Source organism: Moritella yayanosii (genome assembly GCF_900465055.1).
Classification (GTDB): Bacteria; Pseudomonadota; Gammaproteobacteria; order Enterobacterales; family Moritellaceae; genus Moritella; species Moritella yayanosii.
In genome coordinates this window covers 1,469,405-1,487,713 of record NZ_LS483250.1, presented here as the reverse complement: position 1 = coordinate 1,487,713, position 18,309 = coordinate 1,469,405, and the positions used below count along the sequence as shown (strand labels likewise).

Here is an 18,309-nt window from a genome sequence, read left to right as displayed (position 1 = left end):
TTATGTCGGGAATGTAAGTCGTTATTGCGAAGCAATAAGCGCCCTGGCCTTTATTCTGTTGACATACAAAGTGACAAGGTCTAAATTTAGAACTTGATACTGGAATTATATACAGTTAACTAAGGTGTTATGTTGAAGTTAATCGCGTACAAATACAGATTTTACCCGAATAACGAGCAAGCAGTCATGCTTTCTCAGACATTTGGCTGTGTGCGTGTCGCTTATAATTCAGCATTGGCGTTTTCTAAAGCGCAGTATGAACTAGGCAATAAAACCAATTATAACGATTGGAGTAAGAACCTCACTCAGCCAGTTACATGAGTAACGGGTTCAAATGGGATGCAGATAAACAATCATTATTATTCGCTAAAATGAAGCAACCCGCGCTTAACAAATCGATATGCGAAAAAACTCGCTAAGGCTTCACGAAAAGATAGCGAATTCCCGTAGAGACTTTACGCATAAAATGACGTCGACACTTATAAACGAAAACCAAGTGATAGGGATCGAGTCATTGAAAGTCAAAAATATGGTGAAAAATCGCAAGTTGGCAAAGCATCTCCATGATGCTAATTTCGGTGAAATAGCAAGGCAGTTAGAATATAAGGCTGATTGGTACGGGCGTAAATTATCAGCTATTAGCCAGTGGTTTCCTTCGTCTAAAATGTGCAGCGAGTGTGGAGCGTTATACGCTGGGCAGTGGTCATTAGCGATCAGGACGTGGACTTGCGCATGCGGCGCTGTTCACGATAGAGATCATAATGCTGCTATCAATATCCATAAAGAGGGATTAAGACTAGCAGCTTAAATAATTTGTGGCGGTAGGTAGTACCGACACGTTAAATGCTTGTAAGAGGTTTTAGAAGACTAACGCAATTTAATATTGCAATGCCTAAACCGTAGACGACAAGAATCCCCTTGCTTCAGCTAGGGGTACTTCAATAACATGGAATCCAAAATTTATTTTTATAAGTCGCAGTTACAGCCATATTTGTACTATTTTTAGGGTTAATTCAGTTACTGTAAGCTTGGTATCATAAAAAAACGGCAATACCCATTGGATATTCCCGCTTTTAGTTTTCGTTTATGCTGCCTGTGACTGTCAGGATCACATCACGATATAAACTGGCCAACCTAATAAACCAGTCAGACCTTCTTTATATTCGAATCGTTCTAATCGCTCTGGACTCGCATCTTGTAAGCGCAGTTCACGATAGTTTTTAGCAAACGTTAGCGTACGTAGTAAACCAGCGGTAAAGTATTTACCCAGTTCAAGCTTTATGATCTCGGCAAGTTGTGATGGCAACTCGGACAATGTTAGCTTAATTTGTTGGTCTATATGTTCAATCGAGAACCAGACGTCTTCAAGTTCAATTTTAGCTACGCATTGCTTAAGATCCGGTCTTACTTTAACGGGACCAAAAAATAGACGGTATAGTACGATTTCTGCAAACACGTTTTCAAGGCTTAAACAATCTAAAGGATCGTAGGTTGTTTGCGCGTAAAACTGCTTTAATAAACCGACAATAGACTCTTCACGATTAAAGTCTAACAGCGCGTCTTGATAGCTCTGCCAGCCTTGCCATTCATCAGCATCACTCGGTGTTGATATTTTATCGAGTAGCATAGGATCTATATCGCCATATACTGATTTACCGTTTAGCTTATACTTACTAACACGATTCAGCATGTTCCAACCTTTCTGGAACGATTTTACAATGCCGTTTGGAGCCACGATCAGTTTAAATGCTTGAGTCAGATCGTGATTACTTAGCGACATCAATCCCAGGCTCGCTACCCCGATCACATCGAAAGCAGCGTTCTCTAGCAGGTGCATTTTATGCTGATTATAAAATTTATCAGCCAGCTTAAGGCTCATCAATACAGCCTTGCTTTTGATTTCGGCAAGTTGTGCTTCATCTAATAGCGCTTCTGCTTGCGCATAATCTAATACTTTAGTTAAAAAAGGACCTTGATTTCTGTCTCTTAGTACAATTTGCATTAATGGAGTCCTTAATCAAGAAAACTAAACATGTCATCAACTTCAGCGTATTCATCATTTACTTCGTTTTTCTCTTTTGCTTGAAGTACTAATTCATTGACGAAACTGTCGATGATAGCAACCCAGCTTGAGTTTTCGCTACGCAGTAAATTTTTAATTGATTTTTCAACGTCTGGAGCAAGTTCACGGATCAGGGCTAATAAGCTGCGTGGGTCGTCAAGGCTCAAACTGTGCGCCTCTTCTTCTGCGCTACGGTCGGTAAAACCAACGGTTTCGCCATCATCTTCATCATCATAATTATCAGTAATGTGGCTGTGATGTTCTGCTTCTACCGCGGGTGCTAATAGATATTCAATAAATGGGATCGACAGATAGAAAAGCCCCGCTTGATCTTCAGCTATACACTCTAAAATCGCTTTTTGTTTCGCTTCAGTAGTTTGAATACGGATAAGATAAGTTAAAAAATCAAACGTATGTTGAATTAATTCATCGGCGTTGTTTTTAACTTTTTCTTCCCAATATAGCGGTTGCTGGCAAACGATATCGCGGATCTGCTCAGGGGTCATCAGTTCAGACATGATTGAAGGGCAAGTTATATCATGATGACTGTTAATCTGCGTTAAGGTCACGATATCCATCTGCTCGATCACTTCAATCAAAACGTCATCAGTCATGGTGCTAGCCATTAACTCAAATTTCTTACTCGCCTGTTTAGGTTCTACATCGGCCAGTTTTTTGATCTCGATTACGGCTGTTTCAATTAAGCTATTCATTATTGCTCTTCCTCTTCCTCTTCGTCATCATCAAATGGGTCGTAATAAGCTTCTTCTTCTTCTTGATCTTCAACGTAGTCATCATCTTCATCATCATCTTGCTCTGTATTTGTCGCGGTTGACTTGTTGTCATTCGCCAACAAGAAGAGGACGATACAGCTCTCTATTAATAAGGTCTCAGAGTAATTTTTTACAGCTAACACAAGTGGTAAGTCGACCTTATTAAACGCGACCGTGGTTTTAAATTCATCCCAATCAGGCTGAATACCTTCTTTGATCCAATGAGCCCATTTGGCTTTTTCTTCCGGAGGGAATTTAACCTGATCATAAAGCGCAATAGGCAAGTACTCAGGAACAGACTCAAGTAACTTTGGATCAGCTAATAAAACAGCTTTAATTTGGCTCGTAAATTTCGCAAGTGCATCTGGCGTATCGGGATCGTTATAAGATTCGATATTGTTATATGCATTTTCTTTTAATTCATCAATACGTGATAGATCTAGTGCTTTTGTCATGAGTGCTCAGAAATTAACTTATAGAATAAAATTGATCCCACAGCTCGCGCATAGCGGCAGCAGGGTCGGTCACAATAACGTTACTGAAGTTTTTTATAAAATCGCGTTTTAGCTTAGGATTTGAAAGTACGTCATACGCGTTTCTTACTCGTTGCAGCTGAGCTTCAGCATACTCTCTTTCATCGTCTGATGCGCTGAGTAATTTATCCGGGTGAAATAGATTTGATAGACGTTTATAGGCTTTTTTAACGTCGTTTTCATTTGCGTTCGGCTTGATACCAAGCACACTAAAGTGGTTAATCATAATGTTACCTGTAGCAGATTAGTCTGTGATTTCCAGATATAAACGGTTTAACCCAATATAGTGAATACCCACGGGCTAAAAAATCGATTAATTTTTAGCGTAACCAATAATTCGGGAGGCAGAAGTTTAACGGCAGAAAGGCGAGAGCACAACACAAAATACGATATTGATGTAATTGCTAAGTATTATGCATAAAAAATGCCGCTAATGATAGCGGCATTTTTAGTTTAAAACGGGTTATCGGTTATTTACGCGAACCCAGATCGTGTGCGACCAAAATGGCAGACAGAACTGCCGTTGGCGTTACTTCAAACGGCATGTTATGGATTGTTTCGCCTTCAGCACAAGATGCTTCAGCAACTTCCATTAGTTTTTCGCGGTTAAGTTCCTTAACCCCCATGTCATGTAAATTCGTTGGCAAGCCTAATTCACGACAGAAGTTAATGACGGTGTCGATCTCTTCCATTGCCGCATTTTCCAGTACGAGTTGTACTAGGGTACCGAATGCCACTTTTTCACCATGATACAGGTGGTGACATTCTTCTAACTTAGTCAGGCCATTGTGAATCGCATGAGCGGCAGCAAGACCACTACTTTCAAAACCGATACCACTTAAATAAGTATTCGCTTCGATGATATGCTCAACGGCGGGAGACGATAAGTTATTTTCTACCGCAACTTTCGCTTTCAGACCATTTTCAAGTATGGTTTCATAGCAAAGTTTAGCCATAGCTTGGGCGGCGAGGGTCGGGGCGCCACCTGCCATAGTCGAGGCACCAGAAGCTGCACAAGCACGTGCTTCGAAATAAGTCGATAACGCATCACCGATACCAGACACTAATAACCGCGCTGGTGCGCCAGCAATGATCTTGGTGTCCATTAGGACCATATTCGGGTTGGTCGGGATCATCAGGTATTCGCTGAATTCACCTTCAGGGGTGTAAATCACAGCCAACGCACTTGTTGGTGCATCTGTAGACGCGATGGTTGGTACTACTACCACTGGAATTTGTAGATAAAAACCAATTGATTTTGCTGTATCTAATGTTTTACCACCACCGATACCGATGATCACATCTGCTTTGACTTCTTTAGTGATTGCAAGTAATCGTTCAATTTCAGGTCGAGAACATTCACCATTAAATAACTCCATGTTCAGCGGCATATCTGCTTGCAAAAAACTTTTTTTAACCGTTTCGCTGACTAAGTCTGTCACAAAACCATCTGCAATTGCCATTGGATTACCACCGATGGGTTTTACATATTGACCAATACTTGCAAGTATATTTTCGCCTTGTACATATTTACTTGGAGATATAATAATTTTATCCATGATTAATTCCTTTATACATTGATGTTCACATTGATTTTAATGATTAGATTCAGCTTTTAAGTAAACAATGCTGCTGCTTTCAAGCTTGCAATCAACATAAATCAAACGCTGACAAAGGTAACTAAATCATTTGTTTTTATCATTTTATCCATGATGGCATGCACAAATAAGCGTTTTTTTTACTCTGTGATAATTAATATTTTGAGATAAATCACGTTATGTTGTCTGACATTAAGTTTTGTTTCATTTTGAATCCATTTTTTATTTTATTTGTTTCAATTTGAAACAAATAAATAGCAGTTTGCAGTCTTCGTTTATTTGTTGATACTAGGGTTAACATTTAAAAGTAATCAATTGGAGTTATACAATGAAAAAATTAATTAACAAAATTGAAAACGTGGTTAAAGAACAGATTGAAGGTCTTAATCTTGCTCACCCAGAATTAAAATTATCATTAGACCCACGTTATATATGGCGAGATGATTCTCAGGGCAAAGTGGCTTTATTATCAGGTGGTGGTAACGGACATGAGCCATTACACGCCGGATTTATTGGCAAAGGTATGTTAACAGCAGCGTGCCCGGGCGAAATTTTTAGTTCACCAACGCCAGATCAAATGTATGAGTGTGGTCATAAAATTAATAATGATAACGGTATTCTGTTTATTATTAAAAATTATACTGGCGATGTGCTTAATTTTGAAACTGCGGTTGAGATGTTACATGCCGATGGTATTAAAGTCGGCTCAGTATTGATTGATGATGATGTTGCGGTAAAAGATAGCCTATATACAGCTGGTCGTCGTGGTGTTGCTGCAACGGTGTTGATCGAGAAGATTGTTGGTGCGGCAGCGGAAGAGGGCTATAGCCTTGAACAATGTGAAAAATTAGCGCGACGTGTGAATAATATATCACGTTCATTTGGCGTTGCTTTATCAGCTTGCGTGGTACCTGCTGCAGGTAAACCGTCGTTTATTTTAGCGGATGATGAAATTGAATTTGGTGTTGGCATTCACGGTGAACCTGGTATTGAACGACGTACTTATAAAGATCTCGACAGTTTGGTTGATCAAATGTTTGCAGAGCTAATTGATTGTCCGCCGTATACTCGAGAATTACGTGAATGGAACCGTGAGCTGGGTGAGTGGCAGGATGTTGAAGTGGTCACTGAAGAGTTTGAATCAGACAGTGACTACATTGTATTGGTGAATGGTTTAGGCGGAACCCCTGGCTCTGAATTGTACGGCGCGTACCGCAGGTTACATCAGAATTGTGAAAGTGCTGGATACAAAATAGTGCGTAATTTGATTGGCAATTACTGCACTTCACTGAATATGGAAGGTTTCTCAATTACGTTATTAAAAGCAGATGATGAGATCTTAAGACTTTGGGATGCACCAGTGAATACACCTGCATTGCGTTGGGGCTGTTAAGGATGATGACTATGTATATAAAAAAAGAGCACATATTGGCCTGGTTAAAAGATTGCGCCGAAATTTTTGTTGAACAGCGAGATTTTCTGACTCAGCTTGATACTGATATCGGGGATGCTGATCATGGTCTGAACATGAATCGTGGTTTTGAACGAGTGGCAGAAAAAATTCCGAGTATCGAAAAGCAGGATATCAGTACCATCATGAAAACCACTGGTATGACATTGTTGTCGAGTATTGGTGGTGCGAGTGGTCCTTTGTACGGCACATTTTATATCCGTGCAGCGGGTGTTGTAACTGGCAAAGAAAAGCTGAACTTGGAAGAGCTGGTCGCCATGCTCACTGCCGGCGTTGAAGGGGTGGTTTCCCGGGGTAGAGCAAAAATTGGTGATAAAACCATGTGTGATGTCTGGTGGCCAGTGGTCGATGCCGGTAACGCTGCTATAAAGCTAGGATTACCGTTAGAAAAGGCGCTGGAATTGATGGTTCAAGCTGCGGAGGAGGGCGTGATTGCAACGATTGAGATGCAGGCCAAGAAAGGTCGCGCCAGTTACCTTGGTAAGCGCAGTATTGGTCATCAGGATCCCGGTGCTACATCAAGTATGATGATGGTTCAATCTTTGCAACGTATTGTTTCTGCGGGGTAATTAAAATGGTTGGTATTGTAATTGTCTCACATAGTCGACGATTAGCCGAAGGCATTGTTGAACTGGTAACCCAGATGACACAGGGCAAATGTAATATTGCTATTGCTGGCGGTATTGATGATGAACAGTATCCTATCGGAACCGATAGCATTCGAGTGATGTCTGCTATCGAAGAGGTTCATGATGAAAGTGGCGTACTTGTGTTAATGGATTTAGGTAGTGCGCTATTAAGTACCGAGGTTGCTATTGAGCTGCTGCCACCAGAAGTAGCTGGAACTGTTCAGCTTTGTTCTGCTCCTATTGTGGAAGGCGCGATGGCGGCAGCCGTTGCCGCCGCGGCTAATTTGCCGATTGACATAGTCAAAGCCGAAGCAATGGGGGCTCTGGCCGGTAAACAGAGCCATTTGGGGGAGGAACCTGACCCTGTGTCCGTTGCTACGCCAGTACCTGCCGTGGATGATGCTGAAGTGTTATCAACGACATGGGTGGTGCAAAACCCGCATGGTATTCATGCTCGGCCGGGCGCACTGATAGTGACGACGATGGCTGCTATTGATGCGACCATTGAACTGGAAAGGCAGAGCGAGCGAGCGAATGCGAAGAGCTTGAATGCGATTGCAAAACTTAATGTGCAGTGTGGTGATGAGATCTGTCTGTATGCCTCGGGGGTCGAAGCTGACTTGGCCGTTGCTGAATTTATCCGCCTAGCCAATAGCCACTTTGGTGAATCGATAGAGCATGATGCATCGCCAATGAATGAGACTTCAAGTCCAAGTATTGCACCACCGCAGGACAAGGTGGAAGGGGCGTTGAGTGGACTGGCTGTGTGTGCCGGTATTGTGACGGGGCCTGTGGTACATTTTGACGCGGTGATGCCTGCGGTTCCTGAGCGTAGTTTTGAATCGACTAAGGTGGAGAATGCCCGGTTAGATAATGCGATCCAGAAAGTGACCGAGCAACTCGTGCAGCAGGCCAGCGATACTGAGCTAACTCTGGGCAAGGAACATGCGGAGATATTTAAAGCCCACATGCTCATGCTGGACGATCCCGAGTTACTTGCGGATGTCAGGCTGCGGATCGGACAACATATGATTGCAGAGCAGGCCTGGTTAGACACGACAACAGCTATGGCTGAGCAATACCGTTCATTAGAAAGTGCTTATATGCGTGAGCGTGAGGCTGATGTAAAGGATATTGCTCGGCAGGTTATGCTGCAATTATGTGGTAACGGTCAGGGCGGTAGAATTGAACTTACTCAACCATCCGTGTTGTTGGCAAAGGATCTGTTACCATCGGATACTGCCCAGTTAGATCCTGAAAAGGTATTGGCGATCTGTTTAAGTGGCGGAGGTAAAACATCACACAGTTCGATTCTTGCCAGAGCGATGGGCATTCCAGCCATAATCCGGGTTGAAAACTGTCTGGAGCTTGTTGAACCTGGTCAGGTGGTGACGGTTGACGGTTTTAGTGGTTTATTATGGTTGACGCCGACGGAAGACAAACAACAGGAGCTAGACGACCGCCGTCAAACTTGGCTTGATCAGGCTAATCATCAATTGTTGGCAGCGCAAGAGCCAGCGATTACTACGGATGGTCATCGATTTAATATCATGGCGAATATTGGCGGATTAGAGGATGTTTCTGCTGCGCTTGATGCGGGCGCTGAAGGTGTCGGCCTGCTGCGGACTGAGTTTATGTTCCAGTCCCATGCTGAGCTGCCGTCAGAGGACGAGCAATATACCGTTTATCGCGATATTGCCGCAGCTCTGGGGGGCCTTCCGTTGACTATTCGCAGCCTGGATGTCGGCGGAGATAAACCGTTACTGTCGTATCCGATGATCGAGGAAGATAATCCTTTTCTTGGTCTGCGTGGGGTACGACTATGTCTGGCGGATGATAAACTGTTTAAGGACCAGTTGAAAGCTGTGCTCAGAGCCGCAGCAGAGTATACGAATATTCAGTTGATGATCCCGATGATCGCGCTACCGTCAGAACTCAGGGCGGTTAAAGCCCTAATTTCAATCTGTCGGGAAGAGCTAGACTTGCCTGAAGAAGAATATCCGTTGGCGGTCGGCATTATGATTGAAGTACCAGCTGCGGTATTTAATGCGGATGAATTAGCGCTGGAAGCCGATTTCTTCTCTATTGGTACCAATGATTTGACCCAGTACGTAATGGCGGCTGATCGAGGTAATCCGGCGGTAGCTGAGTTAGTTGACTATAAACAACCGGCAGTGATTAATGCTATCACAATGACCTGCAACGCTGGTAAGAAAGCCAATATACCCGTTGGTATGTGTGGTGAAATGGCGGGAGATAATGAAATGACCGAACTGTTACTTCGTTTGGGTGTGACTAAACTAAGTGCTAGTGCAAGTATGATTCCGGCGTTGAAAGCCAAGGTTAGAAGAATTAATTATCATGAATCACGGGAGAATTTTCAGGTTCAACCTGCTTAGTCAGATAGAATAAGGTTAATGTTAAAAGGCATGGGATTTTATTTCATGCCTTTTTTTAACGATTAGTTATGCGTCTACTTCACACTAATATTATATTTTTTAAGTTTTCGCCACAGTGTGGTACGACTGATCTGCAGTGCTTCGGCGATATCGTGGATACGACCGTCGAACACTTCACACGCTTTCTCGATTGCTTTTTTTTCCATTGCTTCAAGACTCTGGACATAAGGTGTCCCGTACATATCTTTTTCGATAGGACAGGATAAAAACTGGTTTGGCAGATCGTCGGTAGTGATCATATCGTCATTACGGTTAAGTACGATTTTTTCTATCTTATTCTGTAGTTCTGAAATATTGCCAGGCCAAGAATAACGATAGAGCACGTCAAGGGCGTCATCGTTAATAGATAAACGGGTATTGTAGCGCTTTTCAAGTCGTCTTAACTGTCGCTGGATCAGTTCAACGATATCTTCTTTACGCTGTCGCAGCGGAGGTATATCGAGTTCTACCGCACTGATCGCGTAATACAATTGGCGCCGGAATGAACCCTGATTTACATACTGTTCTAAGTCGGCACTGGTACAGGAGATCAACTGAAAATTTATCGGGATCATACGGCTACTGTTAGCGCGCATGAGCAGATTTGTTTTCAACATTTGTAGCAGGGCAGACTGCACTTCAGTGCATAAAAATTCAATTTGTTCCAGGTAGATAGTGCCCCCGCTGGCCAGTTCAAATTTTGATGCCTGACCTTCACCCTCATCACTACCGAGCAGCTCTTTGAGCATATTCTCCGGCGCGATACTCTTGCAGTTGATGGTGATAAAAGGACCTTTATTTTTATCCCTCAGATGGTGTATGGCCAGTGCGATCTTATTTTTACCCACCCCGTCTTCACCTTTTAACAAGATAGGCTCATTAGTTTTAGCAGCCCGTTTAGCGATAGTCTGAACTTTTTTCATTTTTTTGGAATTGGTGACCAGCGAATTAAAACTCAGTTCGACGTTGCTACCGATGTGGCGCTGTGCAAAGCGTCGCATAGTTTCTAACGGATGCAGGAAAAACAGGAAACTGCCGTCGTGCAGTGGTCTTAACGTGACCAACGCTTCGATAAATTTACCCTGAGATTCAAAGGTGATTTCTAAGTGGGACAGTTTTCGACGTGCTTGAATACCTGATTTAATTATCGGTGGTAGCAAGATAAGTTTTTCAAGTTGAATGCCGATAACACGATCTTTATCGAGATTAAACGTGCTTGCTGCTTGGTTGTTTATCAGGGTAATGTGTCGATCTTTATCCCAAGCTATTATGCCGTCGTCCATACATTCGAGTACCGCATTTCGCTGGCCTAACAGTGTATTAGCGTCGGATACATTCCTCTCCAGCTGCAATAATGTACTGGTTTCTTTTGCACAGGAAGCGATCAGGGCTGCATCGGATTGTTGATAATTTTCGACATGAGTAATGAGTAACAGACAGGCCGTGAGTCGTCCTTCGGTATTAAACACAGGTGCCGCATGGGTGCAGTATTGATGCAGATGCTGATTAAAATGTTGGGCAGCAAAAATACTTGCGGGTTCATGCGTGTGCAGACTAAGACTGACAGCGTTTGTACCGACTCGTCCTTCGGTCCAGAAGGCTCCTTTTTTAAATCCCAAATCATTAAAATCGGTAATTATTTTGTCATTGCCCAGAATTGATAGGGTACAGCCCGTCGCATCAGTGACCAGCATCACACATGTTCTAGGATCTAGCATTTGGTAGACATCTTCAAGTACGGTTTCTGCGATAGCAATAATCTCAGCGCTACGCTGAATGAATGAGTTTAGCGTACTACCCGAAGCAACGTTGGGTTTATGCCATTCATAAGGGGAAGTCTGGCGGATGCAGCGTTTCCAGGAGTCTAGGATGGGAGATAAGGTAAACTCTGCTGAAACCCAGCGATGTTTTTGGAAAAATTCCCAGCAAGTATGCGCACTTTCTTTCGTTAATTCTATCATTTTTGTCATAATATAATGGGTGAAAATGTCTGTAAATCAGTCGAATATTCAGAAATGTCCGACCTATCCAGCATCTAATGGTGACAAGGTGTATCAATATGAAATTATTGATGTTTTTATATATTAGTATTCACTAAAATCTAACGCGAGTCTTAATGCTAGATCAAGGGATGTATTTTTTTTACAGAAATTTACGGTATTTCATCGTGGATTAAAAGTACCTATCATCAGCACTGCTTCCTACACAGGATCAAGGTATAACTCTTGTCGTCTAAATGGGAGACAAAAACAAATGTCAAAGTATCAGATTTAATGTAATATTGCGCTCAAAATAGATGTGAAACCCAGCGGGTGCTGGATTTCTTTTTGGAGTTATAAATGAAGTTCAGTCCTTTGCTAGATCAATTGATTAATGATCTACAGATTTTACCGGGTGTAGGACCTAAGTCAGCACAACGCATTGCGTTTCACATATTAGAGCGTAAGCGTGACGATGCCGTTTCTTTAGCGCATTCTTTAGAAGAGGCGATGACTAAGATTGGTCATTGCCAACAATGTAATACCCTGACTGAATTAGATATTTGTGCTATCTGTGCAAATCCTAAGCGTCAAGTTGAGAGAATATTATGTGTAGTTGAAGGACCTGCGGATGTGGCTGCAATTGAACAAACTAATCAATTTAGTGGTCAATATTTTGTGTTGATGGGTCATTTATCGCCATTAGATGGTATTGGGCCGGATGAAATTGGCTTAGATAAACTGGCTGAGTTATTAGCATCAGGTGATTATGAAGAGCTTATTCTGGCGACTAATCCAACCGTGGAAGGTGAGGCTACTGCGTATTATATTGCTGAAATAGCACAAGAATATGGCGTGAAAGCAAGCCGTATTGCGCATGGTGTACCTGTGGGTGGTGAATTAGAATATGTAGATGGAGCGACCCTGTCCCATTCATTACTTGGTAGACAACTAATTAACTAAAGATCAAAGAATTAACTTAGTAGATGGATAAGCTGAGAGCTTAGTTGATTGATAAGTAGAGGACTGTAAACATTAATGTTGTTGGGATAGATAATGTCAATAATGCTTTAAATGTATTACTAAAATTCATAATGACCTCGGTCTTGAAAAATAAATAATAACATCCTTGTCATTAATTTAATTTAATTTAATGAGATGGAGCATAACAATTTAGTATTAGTAATACTAGCTTAATAAAAAACCGATAACTCTCATTATCGGTTTTTATGTTTTCTAACCTAAGATCAGCCCAAGGCTAACCTAAAACTAACAGGTTAATTAAGCTGCGAAGTTAGCGGCAGCGAAATCCCAGTTAGCGAGTGCCCAGAAACCTTTAAGGTAGCTAGGACGTAGGTTACGGTAATCAATGTAGTAAGCGTGTTCCCATAGATCAACGGTGATTAGTGGCGTAACACCAGCTTCAGTGAGAGGCGTACCAGCGTTAGAAGTGTTAACGATTTCTAATTCGCCTTCAGTGTTTTTAACTAACCAAGTCCAGCTTGAACCGAAGTTGTTTACTGCTTTGTCGTTGAATGCAGTTTGGAATGCTTCGAAAGAACCGAATTTAGCGTTGATAGCGTCAGCTAAAGCGCCTTCTGGTTGGCCTTTTGCATTTGGAGTAAGGCTGTTCCAGTAGAACGTGTGGTTCCATACTTGTGCTGCGTTATTGAACATTGGACCTGTAGAAGATTTAACGATTTCTTCTAACGTTTTTTCAGCAAAAGGTGTACCTTCGATTAGACCGTTAAGCTTAACTACGTAAGTATTGTGGTGTTTGCCGTAGTGGAAAGAAAGAGTCTCAGCAGAGATATGTGGTTCAAGTGCATCTTGTGCGTACGGTAAAGCTGGTAATGTAATACTCATAGGTATTTCCTTATTTATTGATAGCTAAAAGCTATCCATTGCTCATTATTGATTTAATTATGGGATGAATATTAACGCTAGTGTTGAATATATTCAAGTATTTGCGCGGAATTGTACTGTCCAATGAATAAATTGTAACTAGCGAAGTGATTTATTAACAATTAGACTAAATATAAAACAAAATAACCCTACAAAATAACGGTGTTAACCGAGCTATAATTAGCATAAAATGACGGACTAAATATGTATTTATATAATGCATTCTATGGTTAGAGTTTAAATAATTATAACTACAATAGATGTAAACGCTAAGATTTGTGAGGACACAATGGAAACTTTAGATAAAATCAAACAGCAACTAGCTGAAAACTCAATCATCCTATACATGAAAGGATCGCCAAAACTGCCTAGCTGTGGTTTTTCTTCACAAGCATCACAAGCTGTAATCAATTGTGGTGAGCAATTTGCCTACGTTGATATTCTACTAAACCCAGACATCCGTGCTGAGCTACCTAAATACGCAAACTGGCCTACATTCCCGCAACTGTGGGTTGACGGCGAGCTTGTTGGCGGTTGTGATATCATCATGGAAATGTCCCAACAAGGTGAACTACAGCCACTAATCGCTGCAGCTGCAAAAGCGAAAGCTGAATAACTGTCGTTAATTAATAATAGTTAGAAAAGGGTTATAAGCGATTATTAATCGCTTATAACCCTTTTCTGTATCTGCGATTTAAACCATCGACTATTTTAACAGTAAACAGTACCGATATTTAGTTTCGGTACTGTTTAAGATTTTATAGCGTAACGGCTGCTATCCAACCAAAGATAAGAAGTGGGATGTTATAGTGGATGAATGTCGGAATTACTGAATCACGAATGTGATCGTGTTGACCATCAACATTTAGACCAGACGTTGGACCTAACGTGGAGTCAGACGCGGGTGAACCGGCATCACCAAGCGCCGCTGCAGTACCAACAAGTGAAGCAGTTGCCAGTGGTGAGAAACCAAACTGCAAAGCAAGTGGTACATAGATAGTTGCTAGAATTGGGATCGTAGAGAAAGACGAGCCAATCCCCATCGTTATTAATAAACCTGTCACTAGCATTAATAATGCAGCCAGACCTTTATTATCACCAATGACACCGCTAATCGAATTAACTAATGAGTCAACACCGCTGGTTGCTTTCATTACTTCAGCAAAACCGGATGCTGCGATCATAATGAAACCAATCATTGCCATCATATGTACACCGCGGGTAAACATATCTTGTGTTTCATGGAACTTGATCACACCACCTAGTGTAAAGATAATGAAACCTGTTAGTGCACCAAGAATGATTGAATCATAAGTTAACTGCAGGCCCAACGCTGCAACAATTGCTACCATAGCCACCATGATGTGGCGAGGGTTAAATTCAACTGGTTTGTATTCTTTAGCAGTTAATTCGCTTTCAACAAAATATTCTCGAGGTTTACGGTAGCTAAATGTCACCGCAATAATTAAACCAATGACCATGCCTAAAACAGGTAGTGCCATTGCGGTTGGTAATTGTTCAGCGACAACATTTGCGCCATTATCATTTAGATTCTTCAGCAGAATATTGTGTAAGAAGATACCACCAAAACCGATAGGCAGGAACATATAGGTCGCAGTTAGACCAAACGTGATCACACAAGCAACTGCACGGCGATCTAGTTTTAATTTATTCATCACACCAAGTAGTGGTGGAATAAGTAACGGAATGAAAGCGATATGAACAGGGATAACGTTCTGTGATGAGATGGCAACGAGCAGTAAGGTAAATAGTAGACCATATTTAAAGCCGTTAATTTGGCGTTGAGAGCCGGCCTTACCTAGACGGCTAACAATTTTTGCTGCGAGTAAGTCTGTAATACCAGACTTTGAGATTGCAACTGCAAATGCACCTAACATGGCATAGTTTAATGCAATTGACGCACCACCACCTAAACCTGAGTCAAACGCCGAAATAACTTCTTCTAAAGGTAAACCACCAATTAAACCACCTAAAAAGGCACTAATTGTGAGTGCTACAACCACATTAATCCGCATAAAACTGAGGATTAACATAGTGAGCACCGCGATAACTACGGGATTCATTTATCTACTTTCCAATGTTAATAATTTCATTACTTGTAGTATATAAAACTATGAAGAATAAGATAAGTGAATTTTAAGTCTATTTATGGGTAATTATGCAGGTTTAGTGAATGTTGCAGTTTAGCGTTAATAATTTTAACCAACAAAGGCTAATTTTTGTATGGGGTATTTGTTGCGAACTGAGTTTTGACTGCTAGCATTGCCTTATCTGCTTAGAGTTTTACACTGCTCTGTGGTGGATACGTGGCGCACGGATGCTTTATATTAATTTAATTTAGCATTTAAACCTTTCATTGGTCGGTTTTAGTTATAATGTAAATCGATAGTTACAATATAAATCTAACGTTATCAGGTTTATACTGTGGGACGGTTCGAGTTCGAGTCAAGTTTGCTTAGGTGACATTGCTAGATTTGTTATGGCGCTTAAAAACTCATGATCCATTTAGCTAAAGTAATAATAAATAGTAATGTACTCAAAACATACTGTAAAACTTATTTCCCTTCCTATATTGAACGTCATTTATGGCCAACATCGATGTCGAGTCTACGTCGATATGTACTGTTACTTTTAATGATGTGCTTTTCTTTATCTGTCAGAGCCGAGAGTGTGGAAAATGATAAACAGCAACATTTTATTGCGGAGACGGTTATTTGCGGTACCACTATGATGTATACAGAAAGTTGGTGGCAAACCATGTTAGTTGGCTTATCCGTTGGTGCACTAAAGGAAACTTATGATGCAGGGCAAGAGGGTAATGAATTCAGTAAAAATGATATGGTGGCCAATCTTTTAGGTTGTATTGCTGGTATAAGCTATGGTGCGACAGTACTACATTTTCATTATGAAAGTGAAACCGATACGACAATCATCGGAATTGAAGGCAAGTTCTAGTATTAAAAAAACACAGAGATTTTGCCCCTTTACGCGTTAGAACTGAGTGCTTAACTCGAGAGTTATTACATCCATATTATTCATTACGCAGGGGCATAATTGCTTATTCAGTGTCAGTGCTTGATGCACTGTCACTTACAACTTCTGCTTCCTCCTCTTCTTTTTCTTCTTCAGGGACTGCCAGTGGCCAACCGCCCATGTCTTTCCATTTGTTTACGATGTAACAAAATAGCGCTGCGGTTTGCTCTGTATCATATTTAGCTGAATGCGCCTGTTTATGATCAAAAGGAATACCAGCAGCCACACATGCTTTAGCAAGAACGGTTTGACCAACCGCTAAACCCGCCAGTGTGGTGGTATCAAATGTAGCAAAAGGGTGGAAAGGATTACGTTTAATCTTTTCTCTATTCGATGCGGCACTTAAAAAACCATGATCGAAAGCTGCATTGTGTGCCACCATTATTGCACGGTGACAACCTGTATCCTTCAAGCCTTTACGAACAGCTTTATAGATCTCGGTGATCGCTTCGCGTTCAGGTACAGCACCACGTAGTGGATTGGTCGGGTCGATACCGGTAAAGTCTAAGGCCGCTTGTTCTAAATTTGCCCCTTCAAACGGCTCAACGTTAAAGTGTAAAGTATGCGAGATTTTAAGATAACCATCATCATCCATTTCAAGAATAGAAGCAGCGATCTCTAATATAGCATCTGTATGTGCATTAAATCCGGCTGTTTCAATATCGATAACAACAGGGAAGTAGCCACGGAATCGTTGGCTAAAAGCTGATTTTTCAGTTGTGCTCATGTGATCATTTATTAGTGTTGACTTGCTTGGGATTATGCCATAATAATCGCATGTCCTCTAATCAACTTTGCGATTTTATTGTTAGTTGTCGGCATAATCAACAGGGAATGACATTAAGGGGCTTTACTTTCTTCGGTATTTTGAGAGATGCTTAATTTTTTTTAGAAAAGGGCCTCAAGTTATTTAATTCAATACCGATAAGTTAATATAGGCTCCGAAGAAACAGGATTTTGAACCGTATGAATAACTGCCAACATTTTATAATTGCTTTACTTGTGGCTTTCGGTTCAACGAGTGCTTCAGCTGGCATGAAAAACTATGCCGCTAATTATGAATTTTCTCAATGGGAAAATAGTCGTTCTACGCCTGTGCAATGTAGTCTGAAGCATGATATTCCTCGTTACGGTCAAGCCATCTTCACTAGTCGTGCATCCAAGCTCATCAATCTTGATTTTGAATTAGACATGAAACGTTTGCCTGCACAAGCTGAAATGGCGTCGTTACGTTCGGTACCGCCAAACTGGAAGCCGGGCAGTGCAGCGAAAGATCTTGCCGATGTAAAATTATATCGCCAATTTTCGGGTTATGTCAGTGAGCAACCCGCTTGGCGTATGCTTGACTCGTTAGATTCGGGTGATTATCCAACATTTTATTTTCGAGACTGGTATCGCGGCGGTGAATTTATTAGCGTTGGGCTGTCTTCAGTTAATTTTCAAAATAAATATCAAGAATTTTTAGAGTGTGTCAGTAATTTACTCCCATACAGCTTGGATGATATTGCTTATTCAGTACTTGATTTTAATGCTGCAAGTGATGAATTAACACAGCGGAGTCAGCAACGGCTAGCGATGATTACCGAATTCTTACAATATAGCCCGGATATTAATGTTGTGGTTGTGGATAGTTATACTGGTAGTTATGGTGATGAGTTACAAAACTTAGAAAGATCCTCGCTACGTGCCGAGAATATTAAGCAATATTTTTTAGACAATGGCCTTAAAAACCTACAAATACAAACCAATGGTTATGGCGAGAAAAGCCAAATAGCATCGAATAGTAATATTATTGACCGACAAAAAAATCAACGCGTTGTGATATCATTAGGACAACCTATTCTTTAATATCACTCAGTTGTACTAG

At 41.3% G+C, this 18,309-nt stretch carries 18 protein-coding genes; 9 read left to right on the top strand and 9 right to left on the bottom strand.

Translation table 11 applies throughout. The features are described 5' to 3' along the window. Nucleotides 1-129 precede the first annotated feature (129 nt). The gene (locus MORIYA_RS21005) at nucleotides 130-321 is read left to right on the top strand and encodes a helix-turn-helix domain-containing protein (RefSeq protein ID WP_197713359.1); all 192 of its coding nucleotides are present in this window, start codon (nucleotides 130-132) and stop codon (nucleotides 319-321) included. A gap of 79 nt (nucleotides 322-400) precedes the next feature. Then, nucleotides 401-808, top strand: a complete 408-nt coding sequence (locus MORIYA_RS21000; protein WP_331838540.1) for an RNA-guided endonuclease TnpB family protein — start codon at nucleotides 401-403, stop codon at nucleotides 806-808. A 300-nt stretch (nucleotides 809-1,108) separates the two neighbouring features. Here the strand turns inward: MORIYA_RS21000 and atcC are convergent, their stop codons facing one another. From atcC to MORIYA_RS06745, 5 genes are all read right to left on the bottom strand, one after another. Next, nucleotides 1,109-2,002 carry a cold adaptation protein AtcC gene (gene atcC / locus MORIYA_RS06765; RefSeq protein WP_112713794.1) on the bottom strand — a complete coding sequence of 298 codons (894 nt, stop codon included), beginning with the start codon at nucleotides 2,000-2,002 and terminating at the stop codon, nucleotides 1,109-1,111. 11 nt (nucleotides 2,003-2,013) lie between these two features. Next, nucleotides 2,014-2,775: a cold adaptation protein AtcB gene (atcB, locus tag MORIYA_RS06760; RefSeq protein WP_112713792.1), complete on the bottom strand. Its 762-nt coding sequence runs from the start codon at nucleotides 2,773-2,775 to the stop codon at nucleotides 2,014-2,016. Next, a complete protein-coding gene (gene atcA / locus MORIYA_RS06755; protein ID WP_112713790.1) occupies nucleotides 2,775-3,290 on the bottom strand; it encodes a cold adaptation protein AtcA in 516 nt (171 codons plus the stop codon). The genes atcB and atcA overlap by 1 nt, the downstream gene beginning before the upstream one ends. A 13-nt stretch (nucleotides 3,291-3,303) precedes the next feature. Continuing rightward, nucleotides 3,304-3,594 carry a cold adaptation protein ActJcold adaptation protein ActJ gene (gene atcJ / locus MORIYA_RS06750; protein ID WP_112713788.1) on the bottom strand — a complete coding sequence of 97 codons (291 nt, stop codon included), beginning with the start codon at nucleotides 3,592-3,594 and terminating at the stop codon, nucleotides 3,304-3,306. Nucleotides 3,595-3,838: 244 nt separating this feature from the next. After that, nucleotides 3,839-4,927 carry a glycerol dehydrogenase gene (locus MORIYA_RS06745; protein ID WP_112713786.1) on the bottom strand — a complete coding sequence of 363 codons (1,089 nt, stop codon included), beginning with the start codon at nucleotides 4,925-4,927 and terminating at the stop codon, nucleotides 3,839-3,841. Between the two features lie 367 nt (nucleotides 4,928-5,294). Here MORIYA_RS06745 and dhaK point away from each other — a divergent pair, with 367 nt between their 5' ends. From dhaK to ptsP, 3 genes are read left to right on the top strand one after another with little or no spacing between them, the layout of a single operon-like run. Next, on the top strand, nucleotides 5,295-6,359 hold the full coding sequence (dhaK, locus tag MORIYA_RS06740) for a dihydroxyacetone kinase subunit DhaK (protein ID WP_112713784.1): 1,065 nt from the start codon (nucleotides 5,295-5,297) through the stop codon (nucleotides 6,357-6,359). Between the two features lie 11 nt (nucleotides 6,360-6,370). Beyond that, complete coding sequence (dhaL, locus tag MORIYA_RS06735; protein ID WP_112713782.1) at nucleotides 6,371-7,006, top strand: dihydroxyacetone kinase subunit DhaL; 636 nt, start codon at nucleotides 6,371-6,373, stop codon at nucleotides 7,004-7,006. 5 nt (nucleotides 7,007-7,011) lie between these two features. Next, nucleotides 7,012-9,465, top strand: a complete 2,454-nt coding sequence (gene ptsP / locus MORIYA_RS06730) for a phosphoenolpyruvate--protein phosphotransferase (protein ID WP_112713780.1) — start codon at nucleotides 7,012-7,014, stop codon at nucleotides 9,463-9,465. Nucleotides 9,466-9,539: 74 nt separating this feature from the next. On the opposite strand, the gene dhaR is transcribed toward ptsP, so the two are convergent. Continuing rightward, nucleotides 9,540-11,465, bottom strand: coding sequence for a dihydroxyacetone kinase operon transcriptional regulator DhaR (gene dhaR / locus MORIYA_RS06725; RefSeq protein ID WP_232011544.1), 1,926 nt, complete (start codon nucleotides 11,463-11,465; stop codon nucleotides 9,540-9,542). Between the two features lie 378 nt (nucleotides 11,466-11,843). Here dhaR and recR point away from each other — a divergent pair, with 378 nt between their 5' ends. After that, a complete protein-coding gene (recR, locus tag MORIYA_RS06720; RefSeq protein ID WP_112713776.1) occupies nucleotides 11,844-12,446 on the top strand; it encodes a recombination mediator RecR in 603 nt (200 codons plus the stop codon). Nucleotides 12,447-12,764: 318 nt separating this feature from the next. Here the strand turns inward: recR and MORIYA_RS06715 are convergent, their stop codons facing one another. Further along, entirely contained in the window at nucleotides 12,765-13,349 is a 585-nt protein-coding gene (locus MORIYA_RS06715; protein WP_112713774.1) for a superoxide dismutase, read from the bottom strand. Nucleotides 13,350-13,677: 328 nt separating this feature from the next. Between MORIYA_RS06715 and grxD the strand changes: the two genes are divergently transcribed. Further along, complete coding sequence (grxD, locus tag MORIYA_RS06710; protein ID WP_112713772.1) at nucleotides 13,678-14,004, top strand: Grx4 family monothiol glutaredoxin; 327 nt, start codon at nucleotides 13,678-13,680, stop codon at nucleotides 14,002-14,004. Between the two features lie 142 nt (nucleotides 14,005-14,146). Here grxD and MORIYA_RS06705 read toward each other — a convergent pair whose 3' ends face one another. Then, on the bottom strand, nucleotides 14,147-15,472 hold the full coding sequence (locus MORIYA_RS06705; protein ID WP_112713770.1) for a Na+/H+ antiporter family protein: 1,326 nt from the start codon (nucleotides 15,470-15,472) through the stop codon (nucleotides 14,147-14,149). A 433-nt stretch (nucleotides 15,473-15,905) separates the two neighbouring features. On the opposite strand from MORIYA_RS06705, the gene MORIYA_RS06700 reads away from it, so the two are divergent. Then, complete coding sequence (locus MORIYA_RS06700) at nucleotides 15,906-16,364, top strand: hypothetical protein (RefSeq protein ID WP_112713768.1); 459 nt, start codon at nucleotides 15,906-15,908, stop codon at nucleotides 16,362-16,364. A gap of 103 nt (nucleotides 16,365-16,467) precedes the next feature. Here MORIYA_RS06700 and rnt read toward each other — a convergent pair whose 3' ends face one another. Beyond that, nucleotides 16,468-17,169, bottom strand: coding sequence for a ribonuclease T (rnt, locus tag MORIYA_RS06695; protein WP_112713766.1), 702 nt, complete (start codon nucleotides 17,167-17,169; stop codon nucleotides 16,468-16,470). A gap of 239 nt (nucleotides 17,170-17,408) precedes the next feature. Between rnt and MORIYA_RS06690 the strand changes: the two genes are divergently transcribed. Continuing rightward, complete coding sequence (locus tag MORIYA_RS06690) at nucleotides 17,409-18,290, top strand: flagellar protein MotY (RefSeq protein WP_112713764.1); 882 nt, start codon at nucleotides 17,409-17,411, stop codon at nucleotides 18,288-18,290. Nucleotides 18,291-18,309 lie beyond the last annotated feature (19 nt).

Bases quoted from the DNA above. Each gene is read 5' to 3' on its own strand.
- MORIYA_RS21005 (WP_197713359.1), top strand. From the start codon at position 130: ATGTTGAAGTTAATCGCGTACAAATACAGATTTTACCCGAATAACGAG.
- MORIYA_RS21000 (WP_331838540.1), top strand. From the start codon at position 401: ATGCGAAAAAACTCGCTAAGGCTTCACGAAAAGATAGCGAATTCCCGT.
- atcC (WP_112713794.1), bottom strand. From the start codon at position 2,002: ATGCAAATTGTACTAAGAGACAGAAATCAAGGTCCTTTTTTAACTAAA.
- atcB (WP_112713792.1), bottom strand. From the start codon at position 2,775: ATGAATAGCTTAATTGAAACAGCCGTAATCGAGATCAAAAAACTGGCC.
- atcA (WP_112713790.1), bottom strand. From the start codon at position 3,290: ATGACAAAAGCACTAGATCTATCACGTATTGATGAATTAAAAGAAAAT.
- atcJ (WP_112713788.1), bottom strand. From the start codon at position 3,594: ATGATTAACCACTTTAGTGTGCTTGGTATCAAGCCGAACGCAAATGAA.
- MORIYA_RS06745 (WP_112713786.1), bottom strand. From the start codon at position 4,927: ATGGATAAAATTATTATATCTCCAAGTAAATATGTACAAGGCGAAAAT.
- dhaK (WP_112713784.1), top strand. From the start codon at position 5,295: ATGAAAAAATTAATTAACAAAATTGAAAACGTGGTTAAAGAACAGATT.
- dhaL (WP_112713782.1), top strand. From the start codon at position 6,371: ATGTATATAAAAAAAGAGCACATATTGGCCTGGTTAAAAGATTGCGCC.
- ptsP (WP_112713780.1), top strand. From the start codon at position 7,012: ATGGTTGGTATTGTAATTGTCTCACATAGTCGACGATTAGCCGAAGGC.
- dhaR (WP_232011544.1), bottom strand. From the start codon at position 11,465: ATGATAGAATTAACGAAAGAAAGTGCGCATACTTGCTGGGAATTTTTC.
- recR (WP_112713776.1), top strand. From the start codon at position 11,844: ATGAAGTTCAGTCCTTTGCTAGATCAATTGATTAATGATCTACAGATT.
- MORIYA_RS06715 (WP_112713774.1), bottom strand. From the start codon at position 13,349: ATGAGTATTACATTACCAGCTTTACCGTACGCACAAGATGCACTTGAA.
- grxD (WP_112713772.1), top strand. From the start codon at position 13,678: ATGGAAACTTTAGATAAAATCAAACAGCAACTAGCTGAAAACTCAATC.
- MORIYA_RS06705 (WP_112713770.1), bottom strand. From the start codon at position 15,472: ATGAATCCCGTAGTTATCGCGGTGCTCACTATGTTAATCCTCAGTTTT.
- MORIYA_RS06700 (WP_112713768.1), top strand. From the start codon at position 15,906: ATGATCCATTTAGCTAAAGTAATAATAAATAGTAATGTACTCAAAACA.
- rnt (WP_112713766.1), bottom strand. From the start codon at position 17,169: ATGAGCACAACTGAAAAATCAGCTTTTAGCCAACGATTCCGTGGCTAC.
- MORIYA_RS06690 (WP_112713764.1), top strand. From the start codon at position 17,409: ATGAATAACTGCCAACATTTTATAATTGCTTTACTTGTGGCTTTCGGT.